The sequence below is a fragment of the Bartonella sp. DB5-6 genome (assembly GCF_000278115.1).
GTDB lineage: Bacteria > Pseudomonadota > Alphaproteobacteria > Rhizobiales > Rhizobiaceae > Bartonella > Bartonella refiksaydamii.
Window position 1 is genome coordinate 49,158 of sequence record NZ_JH725114.1, and the last position, 23,533, is coordinate 72,690.

19 protein-coding genes are annotated in these 23,533 nt (G+C 39.2%); 15 read left to right on the top strand and 4 right to left on the bottom strand.

Annotation, left to right across the window (positions count from 1 at the left end; all coding sequences use genetic code 11):
- Positions 1-125 precede the first annotated feature (125 nt).
- The 8 genes from metK (at position 126) to truB (ending at position 9,199) form a co-directional block, all read left to right on the top strand.
- Complete coding sequence (metK, locus tag MCO_RS00210; RefSeq protein ID WP_007551846.1) at positions 126-1,391, top strand: methionine adenosyltransferase; 1,266 nt, start codon at positions 126-128, stop codon at positions 1,389-1,391.
- Complete coding sequence (locus tag MCO_RS00215; protein WP_007551847.1) at positions 1,388-2,089, top strand: tRNA (guanine(46)-N(7))-methyltransferase TrmB; 702 nt, start codon at positions 1,388-1,390, stop codon at positions 2,087-2,089. Before metK ends, MCO_RS00215 begins: the two co-directional genes overlap by 4 nt.
- Positions 2,090-2,215: 126 nt before the next feature.
- Positions 2,216-2,866, top strand: a complete 651-nt coding sequence (gene rimP / locus MCO_RS00220) for a ribosome maturation factor RimP (RefSeq protein ID WP_040298507.1) — start codon at positions 2,216-2,218, stop codon at positions 2,864-2,866.
- Between the two features lie 47 nt (positions 2,867-2,913).
- The gene (nusA, locus tag MCO_RS00225; protein ID WP_007551849.1) at positions 2,914-4,545 is read left to right on the top strand and encodes a transcription termination factor NusA; all 1,632 of its coding nucleotides are present in this window, start codon (positions 2,914-2,916) and stop codon (positions 4,543-4,545) included.
- Positions 4,546-5,181 carry an RNA-binding protein gene (locus tag MCO_RS00230; protein ID WP_007551852.1) on the top strand — a complete coding sequence of 212 codons (636 nt, stop codon included), beginning with the start codon at positions 4,546-4,548 and terminating at the stop codon, positions 5,179-5,181.
- Positions 5,178-7,700 (top strand): translation initiation factor IF-2, encoded by a 2,523-nt coding sequence (gene infB, locus MCO_RS00235; RefSeq protein ID WP_007551853.1) that lies wholly within the window; start codon positions 5,178-5,180, stop codon positions 7,698-7,700. Before MCO_RS00230 ends, infB begins: the two co-directional genes overlap by 4 nt.
- A 127-nt stretch (positions 7,701-7,827) precedes the next feature.
- A complete protein-coding gene (gene rbfA, locus MCO_RS00240) occupies positions 7,828-8,235 on the top strand; it encodes a 30S ribosome-binding factor RbfA (RefSeq protein ID WP_007551854.1) in 408 nt (135 codons plus the stop codon).
- 4 nt (positions 8,236-8,239) lie between these two features.
- Entirely contained in the window at positions 8,240-9,199 is a 960-nt protein-coding gene (gene truB / locus MCO_RS00245; protein WP_007551855.1) for a tRNA pseudouridine(55) synthase TruB, read from the top strand.
- Positions 9,200-9,667: 468 nt separating this feature from the next.
- Here truB and MCO_RS00250 read toward each other — a convergent pair whose 3' ends face one another.
- Positions 9,668-11,296, bottom strand: coding sequence for an MFS transporter (locus MCO_RS00250; protein ID WP_007551856.1), 1,629 nt, complete (start codon positions 11,294-11,296; stop codon positions 9,668-9,670).
- Positions 11,297-11,617: 321 nt separating this feature from the next.
- Here MCO_RS00250 and rpsO point away from each other — a divergent pair, with 321 nt between their 5' ends.
- From rpsO to MCO_RS00265, 3 genes are all read left to right on the top strand, one after another.
- On the top strand, positions 11,618-11,887 hold the full coding sequence (gene rpsO, locus MCO_RS00255) for a 30S ribosomal protein S15 (RefSeq protein WP_004864305.1): 270 nt from the start codon (positions 11,618-11,620) through the stop codon (positions 11,885-11,887).
- A gap of 241 nt (positions 11,888-12,128) precedes the next feature.
- A complete protein-coding gene (gene pnp / locus MCO_RS00260) occupies positions 12,129-14,330 on the top strand; it encodes a polyribonucleotide nucleotidyltransferase (RefSeq protein WP_007551857.1) in 2,202 nt (733 codons plus the stop codon).
- Between the two features lie 71 nt (positions 14,331-14,401).
- Positions 14,402-15,397, top strand: a complete 996-nt coding sequence (locus MCO_RS00265; RefSeq protein ID WP_007551858.1) for a class I SAM-dependent methyltransferase — start codon at positions 14,402-14,404, stop codon at positions 15,395-15,397.
- Between the two features lie 19 nt (positions 15,398-15,416).
- Here the strand turns inward: MCO_RS00265 and hslU are convergent, their stop codons facing one another.
- A complete protein-coding gene (hslU, locus tag MCO_RS00270; protein WP_007551859.1) occupies positions 15,417-16,727 on the bottom strand; it encodes an ATP-dependent protease ATPase subunit HslU in 1,311 nt (436 codons plus the stop codon).
- Positions 16,728-17,309: an ATP-dependent protease subunit HslV gene (hslV, locus tag MCO_RS00275; protein ID WP_007551861.1), complete on the bottom strand. Its 582-nt coding sequence runs from the start codon at positions 17,307-17,309 to the stop codon at positions 16,728-16,730.
- A gap of 221 nt (positions 17,310-17,530) precedes the next feature.
- Here hslV and MCO_RS00280 point away from each other — a divergent pair, with 221 nt between their 5' ends.
- From MCO_RS00280 to MCO_RS00295, 4 genes are all read left to right on the top strand, one after another.
- Positions 17,531-18,520, top strand: coding sequence for an asparaginase (locus MCO_RS00280; protein ID WP_007551863.1), 990 nt, complete (start codon positions 17,531-17,533; stop codon positions 18,518-18,520).
- Between the two features lie 175 nt (positions 18,521-18,695).
- Positions 18,696-19,640 (top strand): type I pantothenate kinase, encoded by a 945-nt coding sequence (coaA, locus tag MCO_RS00285; protein WP_245256827.1) that lies wholly within the window; start codon positions 18,696-18,698, stop codon positions 19,638-19,640.
- A gap of 13 nt (positions 19,641-19,653) precedes the next feature.
- Entirely contained in the window at positions 19,654-21,027 is a 1,374-nt protein-coding gene (locus tag MCO_RS00290; protein WP_007551865.1) for a M17 family metallopeptidase, read from the top strand.
- A 136-nt stretch (positions 21,028-21,163) separates the two neighbouring features.
- Entirely contained in the window at positions 21,164-22,027 is an 864-nt protein-coding gene (locus tag MCO_RS00295; protein ID WP_040298509.1) for an NlpC/P60 family protein, read from the top strand.
- A gap of 1,024 nt (positions 22,028-23,051) precedes the next feature.
- Here MCO_RS00295 and mutT read toward each other — a convergent pair.
- Positions 23,052-23,465, bottom strand: a complete 414-nt coding sequence (gene mutT, locus MCO_RS00300) for an 8-oxo-dGTP diphosphatase MutT (RefSeq protein WP_007551867.1) — start codon at positions 23,463-23,465, stop codon at positions 23,052-23,054.
- Between the last annotated feature and the right edge of the window lie 68 nt (positions 23,466-23,533).

Below are 23,533 nucleotides of genomic sequence, written 5' to 3' on the forward strand. Positions count from 1 at the left end.
ACATCTTTCTCTCAATCATCTCATAAATCAGCATTGACGATTTGCCATGGGATTGGCAAATAGAAGCAATTTTAATAGACAATTAATATAATCAACTGTTGGTTTTCTTTTTTGAAGGGGTTCCTATGCCGCATCAAGATTATCTTTTTACAAGTGAATCGGTATCGGAAGGACATCCTGATAAAATTTGCGATCGTATTTCCGATGAAATCGTTGATATGATTTATAAAGAAGCTCAAAAAACCGGTACTGATCCATGGTTAGTACGAGTCGCTTGTGAAACACTCGTCAGTGTAAACCGTGTCGTTATCGCTGGTGAAGTGCGTGTTCCCGACACACTCTTAAAAAGAAATAAAAATAGAGAATTTATTTACGATGAAACTGGCTTTCCGCGCATTAATCCTACTCGTTTTCGCGCAGTAGCGCGTCGTGCTATTCGTGCAATTGGTTATGAACAAGTAGGTTTTCATTGGAAAACTGTTAAAATTGATGTCCTTTTACGCCCTCAATCAACTGACATTGCACGCGGAGTTGATAACGCTACGGATCGCAATGGCGAAGAAGGCGCAGGTGATCAGGGCATCATGTTCGGATATGCTTGCCGTGAAACACCTGATCTCATGCCTGCACCGATTTATTATGCCCATAAGATTTTAAAACTTCTCGCCGCAGCCCGCCATAAAAAAGAAGGGGAAATTGCTAAATTAGGGCCAGATGCCAAAAGCCAAATAACAATACGGTATAAAAATGGAAAGCCTATAGAAGTAACGTCCATTGTTCTTTCAACACAACATTTAGATGAAAGTTGGGATTCTCATAAAGTCCGTACAGTGGTTGAGCCTTATATTCGTCAAGCTTTACATGATATTACTATTTCTGATCAATGCCGTTGGTACATAAACCCAACTGGAAAATTTGTTATTGGTGGTCCTCAAAGTGATGCAGGACTAACAGGACGTAAAATTATCGTTGACACTTATGGAGGTGCAGCCCCCCATGGTGGTGGCGCTTTTTCAGGCAAAGATACGACAAAAGTTGATCGTTCCGCAGCTTATGCCGCACGCTATTTAGCTAAAAATATTGTTGCCGCTGGTTTAGCAGAAAGGTGCACCATTCAACTCTCTTATGCAATTGGCATTGCGCAACCCTTATCTATTTATCTTAACCTCCATGGAACAGGAAAAGTCGATGAAAAAATTCTTGAAGCAGCCATTCGCAAAATAATGGACCTTTCACCAACTGGCATTCGCAAACATCTTGACCTCAATAAACCGATTTATACGAAAACAGCTGCCTATGGTCATTTTGGACGCAAACCAAAATGTGATGGTTCGTTTTCATGGGAAAAAACTGATCTGATTAAAACACTTCAAACATTGATAAAACCATGATGAACCACAATACACGTACGTGTGAAGCCTTTTTTGGTCGTCGACAAGGAAAACGGCTACGAAACAATCAACTTGCGCGTATAAAAATGCTTCTCCCAACTCTTAACATTGATTTAAATACCCTACCACCCTTAGACTTAACATGCTTATTTCCCAATAAAGTAAGAGAAGTTCGGCTTGAAATTGGTTTTGGTGGAGGTGAACATTTGCTCCATGAAATGGAATATTTTCCACAAACTGGTTTTATTGGCATCGAGCCCTTTATTAATGGCATGGCAAAAATGTTAATGTCTCTTGAACAGCACAAAAAATATCAAAGCCATATTCGGCTTTATGATAATGACGCCTCTCAACTCCTTGATTGGCTTCCAGATGCATCACTTGACGGAATAGATATCTTTTATCCTGATCCGTGGCCTAAAAAGAAACATTGGAAACGACGTTTTATCAACATAAAAAATCTTAACCGTTTTGCTCGCGTTCTTAAAGCCGGTAAAAAATTCCGCTTTGCTAGCGATATAGAGAGTTATGTAAACTGGACCCTCTACTATTGTGCACTGCATAGCAGCTTTGAGTGGGAAGCAGAAAACCCTAAGGACTGGAAAACCCCTTATCCGCTATGGATAAGTACACGTTATGAAGCAAAAGCTCTACGTGAAGGACGGACACCAGCATATCTTACTTTTATCAAGAAATAGTCGATAAAATGCTTTTCTTTAAAATAACTTGAAAAATTTTGAATTTAAGAGTATCAGTAACTAAATTCTTGGTCTTATGATGAAGAGTGGGTCTTTAGCCCGCTCTTTTTTAATATCATAAAATTGATGAAAATGACTTGGATAAAACATATGAACGAAGCTGAAAAAATAAGCAATCTTGACGAACCACGCCTATTTGAAGAAGATGGCATCGAAGCGCGCGTTGCCGTTCTTATCATACCATTGCTTAAGCCTTTGGGTTTTCGTTTAGTTCGCATAAAGCTTCTTGGTTTAAATGGTTTAACACTTCAGATTATGGTTGAACGTGCTGATGGCTCTATGACTGTAGAAGATTGTGAAACTGTTAGTCGAACTGTTTCGCCCCTTCTTGATGTACAAAATGTTATTGAACGCAAATATCATTTAGAAATTTCATCTCCTGGCATTGATCGCCCATTGGTAAGAAAGTCTGACTTTTTTCAGTGGCAAGGGCATATTGCAAAAATTGAAACCAAAATAACAATTGATGGGCGCCAAAAATTTCGGGGAACGCTTACAAATATCACGCAAGATGGATTTACTTTAAACACCGATAAAGCCGCTTATGGAGAAACTATGTACACCTTTATTCCCTTTTGTGATATCACAAATGCGCATTTGGTGCTTACTGATGAACTTATTCGCGACGCGTTGAAAAAAAATAAAGATTTAAATAAACAACTCATTCCCGAAGATAATCTTAACATCTCAAAACAAACGTCAAATTATAAGAATTGATATCACTGGGAGATGCCCGTAATGTGGCACAAAGAAGGAGAAAATTGATGGCTACAAGCGCTAACAGGCTTGAAATTCTGCAAATTGCAGACGCTGTTGCACGTGAAAAATCAATTGATCGTGACATTGTCATTTCTGCAATGGCCGATGCTATTCAGAAAGCAGCACGTTCTCGGTATGGTCAAGAAACTAATATTCGCGCCGAAATCAATTCCAAAACAGGTGAAATTAAATTACAACGCCTGCTTAAAATTGTTGATGTCGTTGAAGATTATACAACTGAAATTACTCTATCGGATGCCCTTAAACGCCAAGCAGACGCAAAAATTGGTGATTTTTTTGCTGATCTTTTACCTCCTATGGACTTTGGACGTATCGCAGCGCAATCTGCTAAACAGGTTATTGTACAAAGAGTACGCGATGCAGAACGTGACCAACAATACGAAGAATTTAAAAATAAAATTGGTGAGATTATTTCTGGTGCAGTAAAACGTGTGGAATATGGCAATGTTATCGTTGATCTAGGACGTGGTGAAGCTATCGTACGCCGTGATGAATTAATTCCACGTGAATCCTTTCGCTATGGCGACCGTATTCGTGCCTATGTCAGTGACGTGCACCGTGAATCACGTGGTCCGCAAATTTTCCTTTCACGCACACATCCTCAATTTATGGTAAAACTTTTTACCATGGAAGTACCAGAAATCTACGATGGTATTATAGAAATTAAATCCGTTGCACGTGATCCTGGTTCACGTGCTAAAATTGCTGTTGTTTCGCGCGATGGTTCCATTGATCCTGTTGGTGCATGTGTTGGAATGCGAGGAAGTCGCGTACAGGCTGTTGTTGCAGAATTACAGGGGGAAAAAATTGATATTATTCCTTGGTCTCCTGATGCCGCAACATTTATCGTCAATGCGTTACAACCCGCTGAAGTTTCTAAAGTTGTTCTCGATGAAGATGCAGAACGTATCGAAGTCATTGTCCCTGATGACCAACTCAGCCTTGCTATTGGACGGCGTGGACAAAATGTTCGTTTAGCTTCACAATTAACAGGATGGAATATTGATATTTTAACGGAACAGGAAGAATCTGAAAATCGTCAAAAAGAATTTATCGAACGCAGCAAACTATTTATGGAATCTTTAGATGTTGACGAAATGATAGGCCAAGTTATGGCATCAGAAGGTTTTTCTTCCATTGAGGAAATTGCCTATATCGATCTCGAAGAAATTGCTTCCATTGATGGTTTTGATCATGAAACTGCTGCTGAAATCCAAAACCGCGCGCGTGAATATCTCGAACATAAAGAAAAAGAGCTTGATGAAAAGCGCAAAAAACTCGGTGTTTCTGATGAATTACGAGCATTGCCTGGAATAACAAGTGCTATGTTAGTTGCTGTTGGTGAAGATGGTGTAAAAACAATAGAAGACTTTGCTGGCTATGCAGTTGATGATTTGGCGGGCTGGAAAGAACGTAAGGAAGGTCAAACACAAAATTTTTCTGGTATACTGACCCCATTTGATATTACACGTGCTGATGCAGAAGCCATGGTTTTAGCTGCACGTGTACAAGCAGGTTGGATAGACAAAATCGATCTTGTTACAGAGACTCCCGCAGAAAATGAAGACTCTGCAAAAAATGAAAAAATAGATAATTTGAATGTGGATACACTTTAAATGAATAAACGGACCTGCATTGTGACAAGAAAAAATGCTTCAGCAGAAACGCTGATCCGTTTTGTTATCGGTCCCAATAATCAAATTGTTCCTGATCTTAAAGCCACATTGCCTGGGCGTGGTGTTTGGGTCTCTGCTCACCATTCTGTCATTGAAGCAGCGATCAAACAAAAAGCTTTTAACAAAAGTTTTAAAACCGATGTTGAGGTTGTGCCAGATCTTGCACATCTTGTTGATACACTTTTGTTAAAATCTGCCCTTTCAAGCCTTTCCATGGCGAGAAAAGCAGGTGCCATTGTTATGGGAGCAACAAAAGTTGATGCAGCTATCCGCTCTGGTCAAGCTATTCTCGTACTTCATGCTAAGGAAACTACAGAAGAGGGAAAACGGAAAATTGCACAAGCCATCTATACAATGCAACAACACACAAATCGGAATATAAAAATCATATCTTTATTTACAAGTGATGAAATGCGGGTGGCTTTTGGCGCTAATCCTGTCATGCATGCGGCTTTATTAGATACAAAAGCTGCCGAAGGATTTCTCAAAACGATACACAAACTGCTCGCCTATCGTGATGGCAAGCACATCAAGCTTGGTGAGATGACGGTACAAGCCGTGAAGGAAGTACAATGAGTGAAAATAATAATGACAAAACAACAGTCAAGAGGACACTAACCCTAAAGCGGACGGTCCTAGAGACGAGCACGGTCAAACAAAATTTTAGCCATGGCCGTACAAAGGCTGTGGTTGTCGAGACCAAACGGCGCAAAATTACGCGACCTGATGAAAAGGCTGAAATACAACAACCAATTACGAAGCCGCATGTAGCTCCTCAACGCTCTAAACCACGATTCGAAGAAGTAATTCCTCATGAAACCGTTGCTAAAAGTAATCTTTCATCTGCTGAAATGGAAGCAAGACTTCGCGCGTTAGAAGAAGCACATATTCAAGAAAAAATAATGCGTGAACAAGCTGAAAAAGAAGCAAAACGTGCAAAAGAACATGAAGAAAGTTTGAGACAATCAATTCAAGAAACCGAAATACATCAAGAAAAAGAAAGCTCACCAGTACAGACTCCATCTCTTACCTCGGCTCACTCTCTTAGCGAATCGATAAATATCCCTATCACGCCTAAAAATACAACTGTGATTGAAAAACGTAGAGCAGATGACAATAAAGAAGACGAGCGCCATAACCGACGCGCCAACCCTGTTAAATCAGAAGTGCGTGCACCAAAAGTTGTAAAAGGTGCTGATGAACGACGCCGTGGAAAATTAACCCTCAATAGCGCTTTAGACGAAGACGGTAGTGCACGTGGACGTTCAATGGCTGCAATGCGTCGTAGGCAAGAGAAATTTAAACGTGCACAAAACCAAGAGCCAAGGGAAAAAATTTCTCGCGAAGTTGTTCTTCCTGAAACCATTACTATTCAAGAGCTTGCGCAGCGTATGACTGAGCGCTCCGTGGATGTGATTAAATTTCTGATGAAACAAGGACAAATGATGAAACCTGGCGATGTTATTGATGCAGATGTTGCTGAACTCATTGCCGTTGAATTCGGTCATACTGTTAAACGTGTTTTGGAATCTGACGTAGAAGAAGGCATTTTTAATATAGCTGATAATCCTCAAAAAGTGCGGCAACGCCCACCGGTCGTAACAATTATGGGCCATGTCGACCACGGAAAAACTTCTCTGCTTGATGCTATTCGAAAAGCAAATGTTGTTTCTGGTGAAGCAGGTGGTATTACACAGCATATTGGCGCTTATCAAGTGGAGCAAAATGGTCAAAAGATTACCTTTATTGATACACCTGGACATGCTGCTTTCACGGCTATGCGCGCTCGTGGAGCTCGTGTTACGGATATTGCCGTTCTGGTTGTAGCTGCTGATGATAGTGTCATGCCACAAACAATTGAATCAATTAATCATGCCAAAGCAGCTGGTGTACCGATTATTGTTGCTATCAACAAAATTGATAAACCAGCTGCTGACGCGCAAAAAGTGCGTACAGAACTTCTGCAACACGAAGTGTTTGTTGAAACCATGGGTGGGGAAACTTTAGAAGTCGAAGTTTCTGCTAAAACTGGTCAAAATCTTGATAAACTTCTCGAAGCTATTCTCCTCCAAGCTGAAATTCTTGATCTGAAAGCCGATCCTCAACGAACCGCAGAGGGCGTTGTGATTGAAGCAAAACTGGATAGAGGACGTGGATCTGTTGCAACAGTTCTTGTTCAAAAAGGAACATTGCATCCTTCTGATATTATTGTCGCCGGCAATGAATGGGGTCGTGTGCGTGCTTTGATCGACGACCATGGTCGTCACGTGAAAGAAGCAATTCCTTCTACGCCTATTGAAATTTTAGGTATGCAAGGAACACCGCAAGCTGGAGACCGTTTTGCCGTTGTCACTCATGAAGCAAAAGCACGCGAAATTGCTGAATACCGTCAGCGATTAGCACGTGATAAAGCTGTAGCACGACAAACGAGTTCTCGCGGTTCTCTTGAACAGATGATGACCAAATTACAAACCACAGGCATTAAAGAATTTCCCCTTATTATTAAAGGAGATGTGCAGGGATCAATTGAAGCAATCGCTTCAGCATTAGAAAAGCTAGGAAATGAAGAAGTACGTGCACGTATTGTACATTCTGGTGCTGGGGGTATCACTGAAAGTGATATTTCTCTCGCTGAAGCTTCTAACTCTGCTGTGATTGGCTTTAATGTTCGAGCCAATAAACAAGCGCGTGATTGTGCTAAAACACAAGGAATTGAAATTCGCTATTATAACATCATCTACGATCTTGTTGACGATATAAAAGCTGCCATGTCAGGATTACTCTCACCAGAACAGCGTGAGACTTTCCTTGGAAATGCTGAAATTCTGGAAGTCTTTAACATCACAAAAATTGGAAAAGTTGCTGGTTGTCGCGTTACAGACGGTAAAATAGAACGGGGAGCTGGTGTTCGCCTTATCCGCGATAATATTGTCATTCATGAGGGAAAACTTAAAACACTCAAACGCTTCAAGGATGAAGTCAATGAAGTACAAAGTGGTCAAGAATGTGGAATAGCATTCGAAAACTATGACGACATACGTACAGGAGATACTATTGAAACTTTCCGCATCGAACATATTAATCGCACATTGTAAAATAATCCAGCGACTTTACTCCCTGTAAAATGAGAAAAGTTATTGAATTTTATGCACAATGCCTCCGTTCTTTATTATCCTTTAAGGCAATCAAAGAAAGAGGGATTGTAACAAAGGTAAGACTTCGATGAAAAATGCAGGACCATCACAACGGCAGCTAAGAGTAGGAGAACAAGTGCGCCATGCAGTATCTCATATACTACAGCGTGGTATTTTACTCGATGATGTCTTAAAAGATATGGTAATTTCTGTCTCTGAGGTGCGCATGTCACCAGATTTAAAAATTGCCGTTTGCTTTGTTTCTCCTCTCAGCATTCTTAAAAACACATCTCATGTTGATGTCGTTGATATCCTCAATAAACACAGCCGTTTTATCCGTGGAGAAATTAGCCACGCATTGAGACAGATGAAATATATGCCTGAGCTGCGTTTTCGGCTTGATAGTAGTTTCGATAATTTTTCAAAAATTGATGCTTTGCTTCGCTCACCTGAGGTGGCACGCGATCTTCACCATAGCGATAAACTTGAGGATTAGAAATATGGCACGGCAACGCAAAAAAAAAGGCCGTTCCGTTTCTGGCTGGATCATATTTGATAAACCAAAAGGAATGAGATCAACAGAAGCCGTCTCACAAATCAAATGGCTTTTTCATGCGCAAAAAGCAGGACATGCAGGTACGCTTGATCCTCTTGCTTCTGGTCTCCTACCAATTGCATTAGGTGAAGCAACAAAAACCGTTCCCTACGTTATGCAAGGTACAAAAACCTACCGTTTTCATATTGTTTGGGGAGAAGAGCGTTCAACAGACGATCTAGAAGGTGAAGTAACGAAGACATCTCTCAAACGTCCAACACGCGAAGAAATACTCGCCCTTCTTCCTCAATATACAGGTGTTATTTTGCAAACACCTCCACAATTTTCGGCAATTAAAATTGCCGGTAACCGTGCCTATGATTTAGCACGTGATGGTGAAGTTGTTGAAATTCCACCACGCCAAGTAGAAATAAAAACTTTTAAACTAATAGAAACTTCTACCAATGAGCGTTCTATCTTTGAAATAACCTGCGGAAAAGGAACCTATGTGCGCTCCTTAGCACGCGATATGGGACGTGATCTCGGTTGTTATGGATATATTGCCGATTTAAGACGCATCGCAGTAGCACCTTTTTGTGAAAATGATCTCATCACATGGGACGAACTAAAAGCAGCAACACTGGATAAAAATGTAACAAATGGACATGGTGCTCATCCCAAAAGAGATTTTTCAACACTTGATACACTTTTAATTAAAACAGGTGCTGCGCTGGATTGTCTTTCCCATTGTATACTTAATGAAATCCAAGCACAACGAGTTATGATGGGCAATCCTGTTTCCCTCTGTGATAACAATGCATCTATTAATGAAGAAGAGATTTGCGTTATCTACAAAGGCCAACTTCTTGCTATAGGCACTCTTGATAAAAGCTTATTCAAGCCAAAGCGGATTTTCACAATTTAATCCGTTCTTTCTCATAATCATCTCTCTGAAAAAATACTTTCTCATATTAATAAGGAGAAGGAGGCTTTTTTCATTACTTTAAACTCACCCTTTTACAATAATTCAGATAAGGGTCTAAGGCAGTGGTGTGTCCGTAAAACTAACCTTCACTCGCACAATAAAGCACAAGAATGTGTCTTTATCATTTAAATCGTTTCTTTAATCATTGCTAGATACACGTGCATATATTGTAGTGTCAAGAGGATTTGGTAGGATAGAAAACTTAAACTTTAGTTGAAACAAATTGCAATACTAATAATCTTAGGCTGTTCATTCAGTAAAAATCTGCCCTTAATTTACTAACTGCATAAAGCGCGCATTGAACATCTTAAAATTTCTGCTGTTTCGTTCATCCTAACAAATTTATCCATAAAATAGTATTGCACATATTTAATAGTTGATAAGAAAACTGTTTTAGCCCTCTTCCCATCAAGGCAATTGATCAGCAGAGGGTTTTAAATGCATCTCACTGACATGTGGTATTGTTTGCCGCTCAATCATACGGTGTACTCTTATACCACTTGGCATACGATTTAATTGACGCAAGAGCTTATTTACCTCTGCATCTGCTTTTGTACGACGATGATTATGGCGTAAATAATCTACCCATGTTGGCATATGATAAGCTTCTGTCCAATATTCAGGCCTTTCGAGATCACGCAAAAGAACCCATTGACGAGCGCCATCACGTAAACGAATATTGCGACGACGTGTCATCACTTTGAGAAATTCTTCGAGATCATTTTCATGAATTTGGTAATCAATCATAATCATGATAGGACCGCTTCGTGCTTTTAGGTCGAGTAAAAGCTCTGGTTCTCTGAAATGATCAAGCGGATCAAGATCTATCTCAGGAATTTCCTGAACCCTAAATTTGACTCCCGCAAGAGCTCCCAAAATCAAGAATAGAGAACAAACACTCAAAGCAACTGTTGGAGAATAACCATCAGCAAGAGCTCCCCAGATAGCGCTTCCGATAGCCATACCTCCATAAGATGCTGTTTGATAAAGCGCTAAAGCACGTGCAACGACCCAGCGTGGTGTAGATAATTGTACAGATGTATTAAACAACGACAACGCCAAAACCCAACACAAACCTGCAGGAAATAAAGCAATATGGCTTATAACCAGCGAACGGCTCATTGCCAAAAAAAGACAGGAAAAAGCAAAACCAATAAATGCGCTTGTAATAATCGTCTCTGAACGAAAATAATGCCGTACAGATGAATTAATAACACCGGCGGTCATCGCTCCCAAACCAAAACAACCAAGAAGTGTGCCATAAAGAAGTGCATTTCCCCCGAGAATGTTATGCACAACGATTGGCAAAAGTGCTAAAATCGAAATTGCTCCAATACCAAAAAGGAACGCTCTGATCATAATACTAAGGAGATTAGGCGACATCGCAACATAACGCAAACCATCTGAGACGGCCCCGAAAAGTCTCTCTCGTGGCAACGAATTGTTTTTATAACTCTGTTTCCACAAAAACAAAGCAGCAATTAAAGGAATGTAACTTATCGCATTGAAAAGAAAAGCTGCTGATGCACCCAGAGTAGCAATAACAGCACCACCAATAGCAGGACCTACACTACGCATTAAATTAAAGCCTACACTGTTCAGACTAACGGCAGCAGGAATATTTTCCCTGCTCACAATGTCTCCTATTGTTGCCTGCCAAGAAGGATTATAAAAGGCGGTTCCACACCCAATCAAAAATGTAAAGCATAACAAAAACCAAGGTGTTAAAAAGCCCATATAGGATAAAACAGCCAAATTAATTGAAACAACCATCATCATAATCTGCGCACACAACATAATTTTACGCCGATTAAAATTATCAGCTAATGCTCCCGCCATCAGAGAAAACATAACAAGTGGTAATGTCGTAGCACTTTGAACAAACCCAACCATAGAATGTGAAGAACTAATCAATGCCATCAACCACCCTGCCCCTACAGCCTGTATAAGCCCTCCCAAATTAGAAACAAGAGTAGTCAGCCATAAATTACGAAATATTGAATTACGAAAAAGCTCTAACGTCGAAATGCTCTGCATTTTTTGCCTCCAAATCGGCAATCTATTGCCTTCTTTAATATAAACACGTTATGCAAAGCAGCAATCTTTGTATTAAAAGAATGCATAATTCTTTAAGGACTCTCATAAAACCTTGTTAAAATCAATATTTCAAAACAAAATCCTTTATTGAAAGACGGTTTTCAAGATGCTTTTAAGGACTAGTATTTTAACCTTCGTTCCTGTATAAATGCCAAAGTAAGTAAGAGTCTTCAACTCTTCTTGTTTCTTCGCAGACCCTTGCTGAACGACATCTCGGCTGTGGGTGACTTTTGTTTCTTTGTTTTTTGAAAGGATAATATGATGTCGATTACAGCTGAACGTAAACAAGCTCTTGTCGCAGAATACGCAAATAAAGTCGGTGACACAGGATCACCAGAAGTACAGGTTGCTGTGCTTTCTGAACGTATTTCTAATTTAACTAACCATTTTAAATCTCATAAAAAGGATAATCATTCTCGTCGTGGTCTTTTAAAAATGGTATCTCAACGCCGTCGCCTTCTTGATTACCTTAAAGGGATTGACCAAAATCGTTATCAAACACTTATCAGAAAGTTAGGTTTGCGTCGCTAAAAGAAAAATGAGATGTGGTGTTCTAAAAAAACACCTATTTTTTTAGTTAGAACTCTAAAAACTGACGAGTAATCATCATGAGGCGGGATTGCTAGTTTCTTTGTGTTTGAATTGCGATTTATTGCTCTCTTCTCACAAAAAACAGAAGTATTTTGTTGTCCTGCCTATAGCTTTAAAATATGCCACGCAAACCCAGAATGTGAACACTCAAAGGTGTGACACTGGTCATTAAGGATAAGAAATGTTCAAAACGCACAAGATAGAAATTGAATGGGCAGGTCGACCACTGACCATAGAAACAGGTAAAATAGCGCGTCAAGCTGATGGTGCAGTAATTGCTACTTACGGAGAAACCATTGTCTTAGCGACTGTTGTTTCAGCAAAAAATCCAAAACCAGATCAAGATTTTTTTCCTCTCACCGTTAATTATCAAGAAAAATTATATGCTGTTGGTAAAATACCCGGTGGTTATTTAAAGCGTGAAAATCGGCCAACCGAAAGTGAGACATTGATCTCACGTTTGATTGATCGTCCAATTCGCCCTCTCTTTGCCAATGGTTATAAAAATGATACGCAAGTCATTGTTTCCGTTATACAACATGATCTCGAAAATAATCCTGATATCCTTGCAATGATTGCATCTTCTGCCGCGTTGACTTTGTCAGGTGTTCCTTTTATGGGCCCTATTGCAGGTGCCCGTGTTGGCTACTGTAATGGACAATACGTTCTCAATCCTCATATCGATGAAATGCCCGAATCAAAACTTGATCTTGTTGTAGCCGGAACTGAAAGTGCTGTGTTGATGGTTGAATCAGAAGCCCAAGAATTACCGGAAGATATCATGTTGGGTGCTGTTATGTTTGGGCATAAAGGCTTTCAACCTGTCCTTGATGCCATCATCAAGCTTGCTGAAGTTGCCGCAAAAGATCCACGCGATTTTGTTCCCGAAGATCTCTCTGATCTCGAAAAAACCATGCTAGAAATGGCCGAACAGAATATACGAAAGGCTTACACGATTACAGATAAACAAGAACGTTATGCCGCGATTGATGCACTAAAAGCAGAAGTCATCAATAAATTTATACCAGAAACAGAAGAAAATTGTAAATTCAGTACCGACCAAATTGCAACCGTTTTCAAACAGTTGCAAGCAAAAATTGTTCGTGGAAACATTCTTGATACACAAAAGCGTATTGATGGGCGTGACCTTTCAACAGTACGCCCTATCCAATCAGAAGTTAGTATTTTGCCCCGTACACATGGCTCGGCACTCTTTACCCGTGGAGAAACACAAGCAATTGTTGTTGCAACACTAGGAACTGGTGAAGATGAACAATATGTTGATTCTTTAACAGGTATGTATAAGGAAACATTCCTCCTTCATTACAATTTCCCACCATTTTCAGTAGGTGAAACAGGACGTCTTGGTTCTCCTGGGCGCCGTGAAATTGGACATGGCAAATTGGCGTGGCGTGCACTTCATCCCATGTTACCAAGTAAGGAATCCTTTCCTTATACCATTCGTGCTGTCTCAGAGATTACTGAATCCAATGGATCATCTTCCATGGCAACTGTTTGTGGTACTTCACTTGCTCTCATGGATGCCGGTGTTCCTCTGGCACGCCCCGTTGCAGGGATTGCTATGGGTTTGATTAAAGAAGGTGAACGCTTTGCTGTTCTATCTGATATTTTAGGAGATGAAGATCATCTTGGAGATATGGATTTTAAAGTAGCTGGGACAGAAAATGGCATTACTGCCTTACAAATGGACATTAAAATTGATGGTATTACTGAAGAAATTATGAAAATCGCACTTGAACAAGCCAGAGGTGGTCGAATCCACATCCTTAACGAAATGTCCAAGGCTTTAACCAGTGCACGCGCTGAATTAAGTGAATTTTCTCCACGTATTGAAGTTATGAACATTGCTGTTGATAAAATTCGCGATGTTATTGGCTCTGGTGGTAAAGTTATTCGAGAAATCGTTGAACAAACTGGAGCGAAAATCAATATTGAAGATGATGGTACAATTAAAATTGCCTCTGCTGATGCTAAAACCATTGAGGCAGCGAAACGCTGGATCCATTCCATTGTTGATGAACCCGAAGTTGGTGCTATATACCAAGGAACAGTTGTAAAAACTGCAGAATTCGGTGCATTTGTGAATTTCTTTGGCTCACGTGATGGACTTGTCCATATCTCTCAACTTGCATCAGAACGCGTCACAAAAACAACAGATGTTGTTAAAGAAGGTGATAAGGTTTGGGTTAAACTAATGGGCTTTGATGAGCGCGGTAAAGTTCGGTTATCGATGAAAATTGTCGACCAACAAACAGGTGCAGAAATTACAGGTGATCGGTCAATAAAAGAAGAAAAAGAAAATAGCATGGATGAAAAAAATAAATCCGCAAATAAGCGCCGTCATAAGAAAAAAGAAGAGTGATCTTCCCTCCTGTTATCAAATAAAATGCCATCCTAATATCAGAATGGCATTTTTCTTTAAAAGAGCTACATGTGTTACTGTTTTTACCTTTTAAAAACCATGCTCTTCCTCTTCCCAATCTAGACCAATCTTGGGTGAGTTTTGGTTTGACGGAAGTTCCTACTCTAGAATGGGCGCAAAACTTAAAAGTTATAACGCCTTGGCGACCAGACTTTTTGAAATTTACTAATGCTCGATTTCACTGCTCCCCTCAAATAGATAAAACTTTTACTTATGATGGTGCACTCTTACATTTAAGCAAATATCGTGGTTTTAACCAAAATTGCTTTCTTGATTTATTAGAGTGTGTTAAACCTAATGGGTGGATTGTTATCGGTGGAAGTAAAACTGCTGGTGCAGCTTCCATGATGAAATGGGTCGAAACGCTTGTTCCCATCACCAGTAAATTGTCTAAAAACCATGGACTGGTATTTTGGCTTCAAGTTCCACCAGAAATAAAAGAGCAGAATATTGCACAGCGGCGTTCACCGCCTCTCACTTTTGAAAATAAATTTCAAACAACTTCTGGCATGTTCTCGCACGGTCGTATTGATTTGGGATCTGCTGCGCTTGCTTCCCATATGTGCAAAGTTATTTCTGGAAAAACTGCCGATTTTGGAGCTGGCTGGGGTTTTCTTTCTTACGCTGCTCTTGAAAGTGGAAAACTAACGACTCTCGACCTCTATGAAGCAGATTACAATGCTTTGAGAGCAGCCAAACAACACCTTGAACACATGATAGCTTCCTGTCCGATTCATTTTTATTGGCATGATCTTGTAAATGAACCAATTACAGACCTGTATGATACAATCATTTCAAACCCACCGTTTCACACACAACATACTACAGATATCTCATTAGGGCAGCATTTTATTATAAATGCTGCAAAATGCCTTAAGCTAGGTGGCAATCTGCTTCTTGTTGCTAACCGCCACCTGCCTTATGAAACATTGTTAAAAAATATTTTCCGCTCGGTATTGATACATGAACAAGCACATGGATTCAAAATTATCGAAGCACGCCGTTAAATGAAAACAAGCGATAACTCTAAAGAATAAAACGTGAAAGATCAATATCAGCAGCAAGCTCACCTATTGATTGTCTGACATAAGCGGCATCAACTTTAAATGATGTACCCGCTTTATCTGGCGCCGTAAAAGAAATCTCATCTAAGACGCGCTCCATCACCGTTTGCAAACGACGTGCTCCTATATTTTCAATCCTTGCGTTCAGATCCACAGCAATATCCGCTAAAGCATCAATCGCATCATCGGTAATTTCTAAATGGACCTCCTCTGTTGCCATTAAAGCAATATATTGCTTAATCAAGCTAGCTTCAGGTTCAGTTAGAATCCGTCGTAAATCTTCCCTTGTTAAAGCATTTAGCTCCACGCGAATAGGCAAACGCCCTTGAAGTTCTGGCAACAAATCAGATGGCTTGGAAACATGAAATGCGCCTGATGCAATAAAAAGAATATGATCTGTTTTGACTTGACCATATTTTGTAGCAATTGTTGTTCCTTCAACCAAAGGCAAAAGATCGCGTTGAACGCCCTCACGCGAAACGGCAGCACCTGCTCCACCATCTCGGGTTGCAATTTTATCAATCTCATCAATAAAAACAATTCCATCATTCTCAGTAACACGGAGCGCTTCTTGAATAATTTTATCTTGATCAAGGAGCTTTTCAGATTCATCATCAATGAGAGGCTTAAAAGCATCCTTTACTGTCGTTTTGCGGACCTTTGTACGACTCCCCATTTTACCAAAAATATCTGATAAATTCATAATTCCCATTTGGGCGCCTGGTATACCAGGAATATCAAAGGTTGAAGCGCTATTGCTGTTATTATCGGCTACTTCAATTTCAATCTCTTTCTCATCCAATTCACCTTCGCGCAGCTTTTTGCGGAAACTATCGCGGGTAGCAGGGCTTGCTGTCTTACCAACAAGGGCATCTAAAACACGCTCTTCAGCATTAACATGAGCCTTTACTTTAACTTCATCCCGTTTTTTTTCACGCACAAGAGAAATAGCTATCTCAACAAGGTCACGAATAATTTGCTCAACATCACGTCCTACATAACCAACTTCAGTAAATTTAGTCGCTTCTACTTTAACAAAAGGTGCTCCAGCAAGTTTTGCTAATCGACGTGCTATACCTGTTTTACCAACACCTGTTGGTCCTATCATCAAAATATTTTTTGGCATAACCTCTTCACGCATTGGACCATCGAGTTGTTGTCTACGCCACCGATTGCGCAGTGCAATAGCAACAGAACGCTTGGCATCATTTTGTCCAATAATAAAACGATCAAGTTCAGAAACAGTCTCACGAGGGGAAAATACAACACACATTCAAATAGCTTTCTCTAAAGAGGATAATTCTGCATCCAATGTTTCAATTGTAAAATGATCATTGGTATAAACACAAATTTTAGCGGCAATATTCATAGCTTTACGGGCAATAGTTTCTGCATCCAAATCTATATCCATGAGTGCTCGAGCAGCCGAAAGAGCAAAATTTCCTCCAGAGCCAATTGCCATTACTCCATCTTCCGGTTCTAAAACATCACCAAGCCCTGTTAAAGCTAAAGTTATTTTCTTATCAGCCACAAGCATCATAGCCTCGAGACGCCGCAAATAGCGGTCTGTTCGCCAATCTTTTGCAAGTTCTACACAGGCACGCATGAGCTGATCAGGATATTGTTCAAGCTTCGTTTCTAACCTTTCTAGCAAAGTGAAAGCATCTGCTGTAGCACCTGCAAAACCAGCGATAACCGCTCCGCCCTTCCCAAGACGACGAACTTTACGTGCATTACCTTTCATAATAGTCTGCCCAAGTGAAACCTGTCCATCACCGGCCATCACGACTTTGCCACCTTTTCGTACGGTAATAATAGTTGTACCATACATTATATCTGGCTTATGTTCTGCCATAAGGAAACTCCTTAATATTAATCTCTGTTCTTAAATATTGATTTATTTCCATCAAATGTAAAATCTAATCACTATTATCTCTATTTAAGAACATATACTGCAAAACACAATGATTCAGTGCAATTCAATTTGTTGAAATAAAAAAATGATATCATTGTTATCAATACAAATTGTTGCTAAATAGTTTTTGAAAACTATTTGCGTTTTTTAAAGGATACATTATGAAAAAAATAGCAATAGGGACATTGGGAGGAACAATTGCAATGGCCGCTGACAATTTTGGCCAAATGAAACCGATATTAACCTCAGATATCCTCATAAAAAGTGTTCCTGATTTAAATAAAATTGCTAATGTACATGCGCAAACGCTCACGCAATTACCAAGTGGATCTTTATCTTTCAATATTCTTTTTGAAATAATAGAGTGGGCAACACAGCAAATAAAGGCTGGTGCCGAAGGTGTTGTTTTAACCCAAGGTACTGATACACTGGAAGAAACAGCTTTTTTTCTTTCTCTTTATTGGGATAAAGTGGAACCGCTGGTTATAACTGGTGCTATGCGTGTACCCTGTGAAGCAGGTGCTGATGGACCAGCTAATGTTTTAGCAGCAGCGCGCGTCGCTGCTCATCCACAAAGTAGAAACAGAGGTGTTTTGGTTGTAATCAATGATAGTATTCACTCACCTTATTGGGTCCAGAAAAGCCATACCGTCAAAATTGAGACATTTCAGTCAGGCTTAGCAGGTATTTTAGGAGCTATTTTGGAAGGAAAATTGATTTATTTTAATGATCGGAACTTTTTCCCAACAACATTTGATATTCCCCAAAACTATGATCATCAAGTTGCACTACTATACTCCTCTTTGTCCTCTGATACGCAACTAATGAAATTCTGCCTTGAGAGTGGGCATTATGCTGGGCTTGTTATTGCCGGTTTTGGATCAGGTCACTGTAGTTTTGAAGAAGCAGACATCGTGCGACAATATACACAAAAAATGCCAATCATTATCGCTAGCCGGATCTGCACTGGCTCAACAACTCGCTCAACTTATGGCTATAAAGGATCAGAAGTCGATATGATTGCTGCTGGTGCCCTCATGTCTGGTTATTTATCAGCAGTAAAAGCACGGTTACTTTTATGGACGTTTTTGGCACAAGGATACTCCTTAGCGCAAATCAATGCATACTGGAATGACTGGATTATAAGTTAACGAAAGCTTATCTATTATTTTAAAGAAAAAAACATGCAAAATAAAATTTACTTGAAAACAAAACAACTCGCCTATCTATCCTTAATCAATTACTGTAGCAAAAAGATTCTCGACCAATAAAATGATTGATACGCTCTCCTCAAAAATTGATCAGAAAGATAGCTTAGTTAAACCCATTTCTGATAGGTATTCACCCTATAGTATCTTCACTTCACAAGAATGGTCTCAATTTCGTGCGGATACACCACTTACCTTGACTTTTGATGAAATCAAACGCCTACGCTCAATTGGTGATCCAATTGATCTTAAAGAAGTACAACGTATTTATCTTTCCTTATCGCGTCTGTTATTATGTCATGTTGAAGCAGTAAAGGAACTTTTTCATAAGCGTCAAAAATTTTTACATCAAGAAGGAACTAGAAAAACTCCTTTTATCATTGGGATTGCTGGTTCTGTTGCTGTAGGAAAATCAACTACTGCTCGTATTCTTCAAGAACTTTTAAAACGTTGGGAATTTAATCTTAAAGTTGATTTGATTACAACTGATGGTTTTCTCTATTCCAACGCTGTCTTACAGCAAAAAAATCGCATGAATCGTAAAGGATTTCCTGATTCCTATGACATTAAAAAATTATTGTGCTTTCTTTCTGCTATAAAAGCCGGTATTGGTAATGTTCGTGCCCCACTTTATTCGCATATGGCCTATGATGTTCTGGAAAATCAAACAATTATCATTGATCGTCCTGATATCTTAATTGTTGAAGGGATCAATGTGTTACAGGTCAATGACCTTCCTAAAGATGGAAAAATCATCCCTTTCGTGTCAGATTTTTTTGATTTTTCCATCTATGTAGATGCTGACACAGAAGTCATTCGTCACTGGTACTTGGAACGCTTCCAACGTTTACGTAAAACAGCTTTTCAAAATCCTGAATCCTACTTTCATCGTTATGCACACCTCAATGAAAAAGAAGTCTTAAAAATAGCTGAGGACCTTTGGCAAACGATTAATTTTAAAAATTTACAAGAAAATATATTGCCAACACGGCCACGGTCTAATCTCATCCTACGAAAGGGAAAAAACCACTTGGTTGAATACGTCGCACTTCGACGACTATAAGGATTTCATAAATATGCATTTACATCATATACATTTTTCTTCAACACGTGTCGACAAGAGTTGTCCCATCTTATTAGTCAATCCTAAAAGTCTTGCTGATTTAGCTCTTGATGAAGCAACAACAGCATGGATGAAAGTTAATGGTTTCACTGGAAAAGCAGGACAAATACTTTTTATTCCTCATGAAACCGGACATTTGAAAAAAGTTTTTTTTGGACTTGGCAATGGAGACCAACCTTTTATCACGGGGCTTCTCGCTAAAAACCTTCCTACTGGACATTGGCATTTAGAAGGGACAGCCTCTAATGAAATAAATAGCTATCTTGGATTGGCGTTTGGAAGTTATCAATTCAACCGCTATCGTCAAAACTTTTCTTCCAAATCGTTATCAATCTATGTCAACGATACGGTTGATCTCGATGAACTTCAACGAATTTATAAAACTGTCTTTTTTGTCCGTGATCTCATTAATATTCCTGCCAATGATATGAATCCTGATACCCTCGAGAAAGAAACATGCCAGCTTGGAAAAACCTACGGAGCTCATGTTCAAAGCATTTGTGGAGATGATCTCTTAATACATAACTTTCCTATGATTCATGCCGTAGGACGCGCTAGTAGCACTGCGCCACGATTGATTGAATTACATTGGGGGCAAGAAAATCATCCCAAAATAACGTTGGTTGGCAAGGGTGTAACCTTCGATACTGGAGGTCTTGATATTAAATCAGCTAATAACATGTTACTCATGAAAAAAGACATGGGAGGAGGAGCTCATGTTTTGGGGTTGGCTAAATTTATCATGGATGCAAAATTACCCTTTCGTCTACGGGTTTTGATTCCAGCTGTTGAAAATGCAATTTCTGCCAATGCTTATAGACCAGGTGATATTCTCCCAAGCCGTAAAGGTTTAAATGTTGAAATTGGTAATACAGATGCTGAAGGTCGGCTTGTCCTTGCCGATGCACTTGCCTATGGTGACGAAGAAAGTCCACAATTCATGCTTTGTATGGCAACTTTAACAGGGGCAGCACGTATCGCATTAGGACCAGATCTTCCCGCATTTTATTGTAATGATTCAATATGGGCGCAACAGGTTTTGCAATCTTCTCATTCTGTATCCGATCCTCTTTGGCAAATGCCACTTTGGAAACCGTATCAAGAAATGTTATCATCACCAATTGCTGATCTTAACAATATAACTGGAAATAACTATGCTGGCTCTATAGTTGCTGCTTTATTCCTTAACTCTTTTGTTGAAAAAGCCAAACATTTTGCGCATTTTGATCTTTATGGATGGATTCCAAAAGAAAAACCAGGCTATCCTATCGGTGGTTCCGCACAAGCTATTCGTGCCCTTTATAACTTCTTTAAAAATCAAATGTGACATAAAATATTCACAAAGATGAATAGTGTTAGGTTTTTGCGCCTTAAATTGTACTCGGTGTTTTATTTGTGGATGAAAAGTCTTACTGATATAGCTGTCATAAATCTGTTTAAAGATAAAAATGGAAGGTAAATAGATACTCTTTAAAGATCCAAGACTATGTGCATTCAGAGATGATCTAGCAGATCAACGTCTCGAAAAAGAAATTACAGCTCAGCGCTTTGTTCAAGGTGAAAAAAAGCGTGTTAATGCAGCTGTCGCTGGGCTTTTTAAAGAAAACAATAAAAAAAGCGAAAGGCAAACAGAATGCTTATTAGGAGAAGAGCTTCTCATTTTTGAACAAGGGGAATACATGTCGTGGGGACAGTCACTCAAAGATGGTTATGTTGGTTATATTGATACAACTGTTCTTTGTACGTCGGCTGTCAAACAAACACATGTCGTTTCAGCACCACGCACTTTCCAATATTTGCAAGCTGACTTACGTGGACCAGTGGAGTGCCCCTTATCCATGGGGAGTAAAGTAAGTGTTGTTGATGAAATTGAAGTCTGTGATACACGGTATTCTATACTTGAAAATGGAAAAGCAATCATTTCCCATCATCTTAATCCCATCGGGCACGTGTACAAAGATTATGTTACTGTCGCCGAAACTTTGCTACTCACACCTTACCTTTGGGGTGGTGTCAGTGGTTTCGGAATTGATTGCTCAGGGCTGGTTCAACTTTCCATGATAATGACTGGACAAATGGTTTTACGCGATACTGACATGCAACAGAAAACTATAGGAAAACAACTTACAGACAGTGATAAACTTCAACGAGGTGATTTGATTTTTTGGAAAGGCCATGTTGCCATTATGATTGATCATGAAAATATCATTCATGCAAGTGGCTTTTCTATGGACGTTATGGTTGAGCCATTGGAAGAAGCAATTACGCGTATTGCTAAAAAACATCAATATCCCGTAGAAAAACGTCGTCCAATACCAGAAACGTAATACACACCCTACTATGAACACAACTAATAAATACTTCTATGTTATGTTTTTCTACGGATTTAAGTTTCTAGCTTTAAAAGTAGTAATACGGATCGTGCCTTATTGTATGTCTTATATGAACGAAAGGCGCTTTCACACACTTATTTATACCAAAGGGAATTTATCGCTAGCCTTTTGTTAAAGTTCATATTCAACATTCATGTGTTTTTTGGATATTATGTTAGTTTATCAACGGACTAGCTGAGTGCTATTCGTAAAATTACCCCATGTTACATGTAATGTATTGATATTAAATAATAAATTTTAATTGTGCAACTTGAATAAGACAAAACTATGCAATGATAAGGGATGCGTGCATTCATTTTGAAAGAAGATGGAGTCATAAAGGTAAAAAAAACTATTGTTAGAATTCTTCATTTCTTTTTTATTAGACTTCACAGCTTGCAAAAACATTTAGAGTTATATCTTTAAAGAATGAAAATTGCACAGCATCTTTACGTTTTTGTTGCTCGTGTTCTTGAATGAGATCACACCCTCACAAAGAACAGAATGCCGTTGTACAACTAATTCATGCATTTGTTTTAAAGAAACATCTCTTGTTGCTTCTAAGCTTATTTCATGGCATCATCAGCGAAGAGTGTGATGTGGAATCTATTAATTTTACTATCTCTATGCTTAACAAGGTAGAAGCGAGTGTCGTCATTTTATTTGGCAGCTTCTAATGTTTCCGGCTGCTCTTGCGTTAGACAATTCATAAAAGGTGTTTTTATCTTTTTTTAAACGATCTTTATCCACACGCTCATCCTAGTTGTGACGCGCAGGCGGGCGGTTTTTATTGATTCAATATAAATAAGGGAGCTTGAAACAGGAGAATCTTATTCAATGTATAAAACAATGAAGCAGTTGGGCACACAAAAAAGGAAATTTCCCACAAAACTTTTTCTTTAAAAATCCTCTCTATCATCAATGTCTTATGAAACAGATATTCTTTACTCGTGAAGGGTGTCTTGTTTTTATGAACCTATTAAAGAAGAAAATTTTTTAATAGTTGAATCAATGGTTTATCAGCATCAGGCATAGGATATTTATTAAGATCATCAATAAAAACCCATTTTAAATTTTGCCCCTCTCGCCCTTGCGCAATACCCTCATAATGGTAACAAAGATACAACGGCATTAAAAGATGAAATGTTTTGTAGCTATGACTTGCAAATGTTAATGGTAACAAATTACTTGCCTGAACATGAACACCAAGCTCTTCTTCTAACTCACGAACCAATGATGCTTCTGGAGTTTCACCTTTCTCAATCTTTCCACCAGGAAATTCCCATAAACCAGCCAGTGACTTCCCTTGAGGACGTTCTGTAAGCAAGACACGCTTATCTTGATCTAACAATGCACATGCAACGACAAGAAGAAGTGAACTTTTCATACGCATACCACTTTCCAACAGGAGTAAAGACAACCATCTCTTCTTATAATACCCTCCTATTCTAAGACGAAAGG